The sequence below is a fragment of the Schnuerera sp. genome (assembly GCF_035459645.1).
Classification (GTDB): domain Bacteria; phylum Bacillota; class Clostridia; order Tissierellales; family Tepidimicrobiaceae; genus Schnuerera.
This window is the reverse complement of sequence record NZ_DATHXO010000005.1, coordinates 1-6,010: the sequence shown is the minus strand read 5'-3', so window position 1 is coordinate 6,010 and position 6,010 is coordinate 1. Positions and strand designations below refer to the sequence as shown.

The following is a 6,010-nucleotide window of genomic DNA, read 5'->3' as shown; positions in this document are numbered from 1 at the left end:
AAAAAAGGAGAGGCAATGGAATTTTTAAAACCACTATCAGTGTCTAAATTGTGGGGTGTTGGACCAAAGATGGAAAGAGAATTAAATAAATTAGGCATCTATTATATTGGAGATATACAAGGGTATGATGTAGATGTTTTAATATCTTTATTTGGTAAAAGAGGAAAGGAATTATATGATTTTTCTTATGGAATAGATTTCAGACCTGTAGAAATAAATATAATTAATCAATCTATAGGAGAAGAAGAAACATTTCAAGAAGATATTAGTGATCCTGAAATATTAGTGGATAGATTAGAATTATATTCTATAAACTTAGCAAACAAATTGGTTTCTAGAGATTATTTGATAAGAACAATAACTGTAAAAATTAAATATAATGATTTTACTGTAGAAACTAGAAGCATAACTTTAAATATTCCTACTAATGATGATAAGGTAATTTTTAAAATTAGTAAAGATATATTGATGAATAAGTTTAGTTTAGATAAGAATATAAGGCTTATTGGCTTAACTTTATCTAATTTAATATATCCAGAAGATCCAATTCAGTTAAGTATGGAAATATGAAAAGTGATGTAGAATGTTATAAGTATTTTATTTAACAATAACCAATATAATTTATTAGTAAATCAACATATTTGATTTTTTTATTATTAAAATACAAACTCCTATAACAGTGAATATAACTAGTAATGAGTTGATTAAATATTATTTGTCAATTAATTGTTAAAAAAATCTCAATACGTCTATAGGGTATACAACCTAAGGAAATAATGTTATAATGGACAATGGAAACAAGTAGCCCGAACCCATTATTTAAAGATTCAACTTGATTATTGTTTATTTATTTTTTATCACTTAAACAATAAAAGAATAAGGAAAAAGAGGTGGAATAAGGATGAAGTTAGAGAATCTCACTTTCAGAGGTGGGGTAAGTGTACCACATTATAAGGAATTGACAGAAAATCTATCTATAGAAAAGGCCAAAGAACCAACTATGGTTGTAATTCCATTACATCAACATACTGGAGCACCATGTGAACCATTGGTAAAGGTGGGAGACATAGTAAAGGTTGGTGAAAAAATTGGACAATCAGAAGCTTTTGTATCTGCACCAGTACATTCATCGGTATCTGGTACGATTAAAAGCATTACTAGTATGGCCATACCAACAGGTCTTACAGTTAATTGTGTAGTAATTGAATCTGATGGAAAGAATGAATTACACGAATCGGTAAAACCAAAGGGAAGTTTAGAAGATTTATCTTCTAAGGAAATTATCGATATAATCAAAGAAGCAGGTATTACAGGTATGGGTGGGGCAAGTTTTCCAACTCATGTAAAGTTATCACCTCCTTCAGATAAAAAGATTGACACAATTCTAATTAACGGGGCAGAGTGTGAACCCTATTTAACTGCAGACCATAGAATAATGGTTGAAGAACCGGAAAAGGTTATATTTGGTTTAAAGGCGATTATGAAGGCAGTTGGAGTAGAAAGAGGAATTATTGGAATTGAAAAAAACAAACCCGATGCAATAATGTCTCTAAAAAAGGCTAGTAAAGATGAAAAAAACATTAATGTAGCATCTTTAAAAGTGAAATATCCTCAAGGAGATGAGAAAAGATTAATTAGTGCTACATTAGGTCGTATGGTACCTTCTGGTGGATTACCAATGGATGTTGGAGCGGTAGTATCCAATATTTCAACAACTAAAGCTATTGCCGAAGCAATTTTGGAAGGGAAGCCTTTATTTGAGAGGATAACAACTGTTACTGGTCACGGAATAAAAGAACCTAAAAACCTTGTTGCCAAGATTGGAACTCCCTTTAAAGATTTGATAGAGCAATGTGGAGGATTTAATGAAAACTCTCCAGGTAAAATTCTCATGGGTGGTCCAATGATGGGATTAAGTCAATATTCAATAGATGTACCGGTTATAAAGGGAACAGGCGGTATTTTGATATTGACAGAAGAAGAGGCTAAGCCAGAGCCTATACAACCTTGTATTAGATGTGGCAAATGTGTAGATGTATGCCCTGTAAGATTACAACCACTATATTTAAGTAGTTTTGCTTTAAAGAAAAACTTTGATAAAGCAGAAGAACTTCATGCCCTAGATTGTGTAGAATGTGGAGCATGTTCATATATTTGCCCAGCTAAAAGACCTTTGGCGGAGTCTATTAGATTGGCAAAAAGAGAAATAATCGCCAAAAAGAAAGCAAAATAGATAGGAGGATATGAAATAATGGATAGTAAAGTAATAGATACTTCTAAAGCTAAAGAAGTGGCTTTAGATAATATGTTGTTAGTTTCTTCATCTCCTCATATAAGATCTAATGAATCTGTACAGAGGATAATGCTAGATGTAATAATTGCGCTTACACCAGCTATTATAGGAAGCGTTTACTTTTTTGGATTTAATGCATTAAAATTAATACTAATTTCTATAGCTTCAGCTATGGCTTTTGAGGCAGTTATACAAAAAATATTTAATAAACCTATAACGATAAACGATTATTCAGCTATAATAACAGGAATATTGATTGCATTTAACTTGCCAGCGAGTGCGCCTTGGTGGTTGCCGATTATGGGTTCTGCTTTTGCAATTATAGTAGTGAAACAATTTTTTGGTGGTTTAGGTTCTAATTTTATGAACCCAGCATTAGCAGCAAGAGCAATGCTTTTAACTTCATGGCCAGCTCATATGTCCAGTTTTACTGGTACGAGGCCAGATGTTGTTGCAACTGCAACTCCATTAGCTATAATGAAGTATGGAATGGGTACAGATGGTGGTGCTTCTGCAACAGTTGAAGCTGCTACATCCGCTTCACAAGCAGCCGGTGCAGAATTGCCTACATTATGGAATATGTTTGTTGGTAATATTCCAGGAGCTATAGGAGAAACCTCAGTATTACTATTGTTAATAGGTGCTGCATATTTAATAATTAGACAGGTTATTGACTGGAAGATCCCGGTATTTTATTTAGGAACTACTTTCATCATGTTAGTGTTATTTGGTGTAGAAGCTGAGTTCTTACCTTATCACATGTTAGGTGGAGGATTAATACTTGGTGCTTTTTATATGGCAACTGATTATGCATCTTCACCAGTAACTCCTTTAGGAAGGATTATTTTTGGAGTAGGTGCTGGGATACTGACTGCTCTAATACGAGTTAAAGGTGGTTATCCAGAAGGTGTATCTTATTCAATTTTATTGATGAATGTGGCAACTCCTTTAATAGAAAGATTTACTAGACCTAAAGTTTTTGGGGAGGTGAAGTAAATGAACGAAACCCTAAGGTTAGGATTAATACTTTTTTTAATTACAGCAGTAGCTGCTTTAATACTTGGGTTATCCAATATGGCTACATCGGATAAGATTGCAGAAGCTGATAGATTGGCTAAGGAAAAGGCAAAGATGGAAGTATTAGAAGGAGCTGAGGAGTTTAGCTCATTAGATGAGAGCAGGTTAAAAGAGATCGTTGGCTCAAATACAAATATTGTTGAAGTCAATGAAGGATATAAAGGTTCAGATTTAGTTGGTTATACTTTTAATATCAAAGTAAATGGCTATGGTGGGGAAATCGAATTTATGACTGGTATATCCACAGATGGGAAAATTACTGGCCTAAAGGTATTAAACCATGGAGAAACTCCAGGACTTGGGGCTAATTCAACTAAACCTTATTTCTCCAATTCCTTCAAGAATAAATCTGTAGCTAATGAGATAACATCGGCTAAAAGTCCACAAGGGGATAGTGAAGTACAAGCTTTAACTAGTGCTACCATAACTACAGATTCGATAGTCGGTGGTGTTAATATAGTTCGTGAACTATTTAATGAGAAATTAGCTAATTAGTAAAGTGTGGAGGTGGAAATATTGAAGTTATCTAAAGTATTTTATAATGGAGTAGTAAAAGAGAATCCCATATTTGTACAGTTAATTGGTATGTGTTCCGTTTTAGCGGTAACTACTTCTGCTATTAATGGTTTAGGAATGGGATTAGCTGCAACGGTTGTGTTGGTTGGTTCTAATGTAGTTATATCATTACTTCGAAAGGTAATTCCAGATAAGATTCGTATACCAGCTTTTATCGTTGTTATTGCAACTTTTGTTACTATTGTTGAAATGTTTATGAAAGCTTATACTCAAGACTTGTATAATGCTTTAGGAATATTTATACCATTAATAGTTGTAAATTGTATGATCTTAGCTAGAGCAGAAGCCTTTGCTTCAAAAAACAATGTTTTAACCTCAGCAGTAGACGGTTTAGGTATGGGAATTGGTTATACTGTAGCATTGTTAGTATTGAGTATTTTAAGGGAATTACTTGGAGCTGGAACTATATTCGATATCCAGTTATTTGGTCCTTCCTTTGAACCCGCATTAATCTTTATAATGCCACCAGGAGCATTTATTTTGCTTGGAATATTAATAGCTATTTTTAATAGTGTAAGGAATAGAAAAGATACAAAGGAAGCTTTGGTAAAGGAGGAAGCTAGATGAACCTTTTTACTATATTGATAAGTACTATTTTTGTGAATAACTATGTATTAGCTCGTTTTTTAGGAATATGTCCGTTTTTGGGGGTATCTAACAAGACTGAAACTGCAACTGGAATGGGGATTGCTGTAACTTTTGTTGTTACATTATCCTCTATTATAACCTATATAATACATCATACTATTTTAGTTGGTCGTTTAGAGTATTTACAAACTATCGTTTTTATTCTTGTTATAGCAGCATTGGTTCAATTTGTTGAAATGGTACTAAAAAAGATGAGCCCAACTTTATATAATGCACTGGGAGTATACCTTCCATTAATAACTACTAACTGTGTTGTGCTTGGAGTAGCTATATTAAATATACAAGAAGGATATACACTGATAGAAACAATATTCAATGCTTTTGGTGCATCTATTGGTTTTGGCTTAGCTTTAGTATTGATTTCTGGAATAAGAGAAAAACTTGAAATAATCGATGTACCAGAAGCTTTAAAGGGTTTTCCTATTGCATTAATAACTGCAGGTCTTATGTCCATTGCATTCTTAGGATTTAATGGACTTGTATAGGAGGTAATGAGATGATAGATATATTATATCCAGTTACTGTATTGGGTGGATTAGGACTTCTATTTGGTACAAGTCTTTCATTGGCATCTAAGGTTTTTTCAGTGGAAGTAAATCCAAAGGTAGAAGAAGTTAGAAAAGTTTTACCAGGAGCTAACTGTGGTGCTTGTGGCTTTCCAGGTTGTGATGGTTTAGCTAATGCTATAGCTGAAGGCAAAGCTCCAGTTAATGCTTGTAGTGTTGGAGGGGATGCTGTAGCTGAAAAGGTAGCAAATATAATGGGAGTAAACGCAGCAGAAAGTGTTAGAGAAGTAGCTACTGTACTATGTCAAGGAGATTGTGATAAAGCAAAAGATAAATATATTTACAATGGGATTGAGGACTGTAGAGCACAAAACATATTATCAGGAGGTAGCAAGGCTTGTTCTTATGGTTGCTTAGGATGCGGTACTTGTAAAGATGTTTGTGAATTTGATGCGATTCAAATAATAAACGGTATTGCAGTCATAGACAAGGATAAATGTACTGCTTGTAAGAAATGTTTAAGTGTTTGTCCTAAAGGGATAATCGAGCTTATACCTTACGATAATGAAGTAGTAGTTAAATGTAAGAGTAATGATCCAGGGAAAATAGTTAGAGGCAACTGTAGCACTGGATGCATTGGGTGTCAAATTTGTGTTAAAAATTGTCCAGTTGATGCATTTTCTTTTGAAAATTATTTAGCAAAAATTAACTATGATAAATGTATCAACTGTGGTATTTGTGCTGAAAAATGCCCTACGAATGCAATCTTTTCAAGTTTAGAGAAATCAAAAACAGTAGCCCAATAAAAGAGCCTAAATTTAGGCTCTTTTATTTTTGGTAGAATTCATTTATAATAGAAAAGGTAAGATTGTAAATCTAACTTGTAAATAAAAAGTATAAATGATAAACT

Annotated in this window: 7 protein-coding genes; all 7 read left to right on the top strand. The window is 33.2% G+C overall.

Going from position 1 to position 6,010, the window contains the following annotated elements; translation table 11 throughout:
• Positions 1–570 (top strand): DinB/UmuC family translesion DNA polymerase (locus tag VK998_RS00120; RefSeq protein WP_414713531.1); only part of this gene is annotated, 570 nt, incomplete at its 5' end.
• A 331-nt stretch (positions 571–901) separates the two neighbouring features.
• Entirely contained in the window at positions 902–2,233 is a 1,332-nt protein-coding gene (gene rsxC, locus VK998_RS00115) for an electron transport complex subunit RsxC (RefSeq protein WP_325224119.1), read from the top strand.
• 18 nt (positions 2,234–2,251) lie between these two features.
• Positions 2,252–3,289, top strand: a complete 1,038-nt coding sequence (locus VK998_RS00110; protein ID WP_414713530.1) for an RnfABCDGE type electron transport complex subunit D — start codon at positions 2,252–2,254, stop codon at positions 3,287–3,289.
• A complete protein-coding gene (locus VK998_RS00105) occupies positions 3,290–3,865 on the top strand; it encodes an RnfABCDGE type electron transport complex subunit G (RefSeq protein ID WP_325224117.1) in 576 nt (191 codons plus the stop codon).
• Between the two features lie 21 nt (positions 3,866–3,886).
• Positions 3,887–4,513 carry an electron transport complex subunit E gene (locus tag VK998_RS00100; RefSeq protein ID WP_325224114.1) on the top strand — a complete coding sequence of 209 codons (627 nt, stop codon included), beginning with the start codon at positions 3,887–3,889 and terminating at the stop codon, positions 4,511–4,513.
• The gene (gene rsxA, locus VK998_RS00095) at positions 4,510–5,079 is read left to right on the top strand and encodes an electron transport complex subunit RsxA (protein WP_325224113.1); all 570 of its coding nucleotides are present in this window, start codon (positions 4,510–4,512) and stop codon (positions 5,077–5,079) included. The genes VK998_RS00100 and rsxA overlap by 4 nt, the downstream gene beginning before the upstream one ends.
• An 11-nt stretch (positions 5,080–5,090) precedes the next feature.
• Positions 5,091–5,906: an RnfABCDGE type electron transport complex subunit B gene (locus VK998_RS00090; protein ID WP_325224112.1), complete on the top strand. Its 816-nt coding sequence runs from the start codon at positions 5,091–5,093 to the stop codon at positions 5,904–5,906.
• The last annotated feature ends 104 nt before the right edge of the window (positions 5,907–6,010 follow it).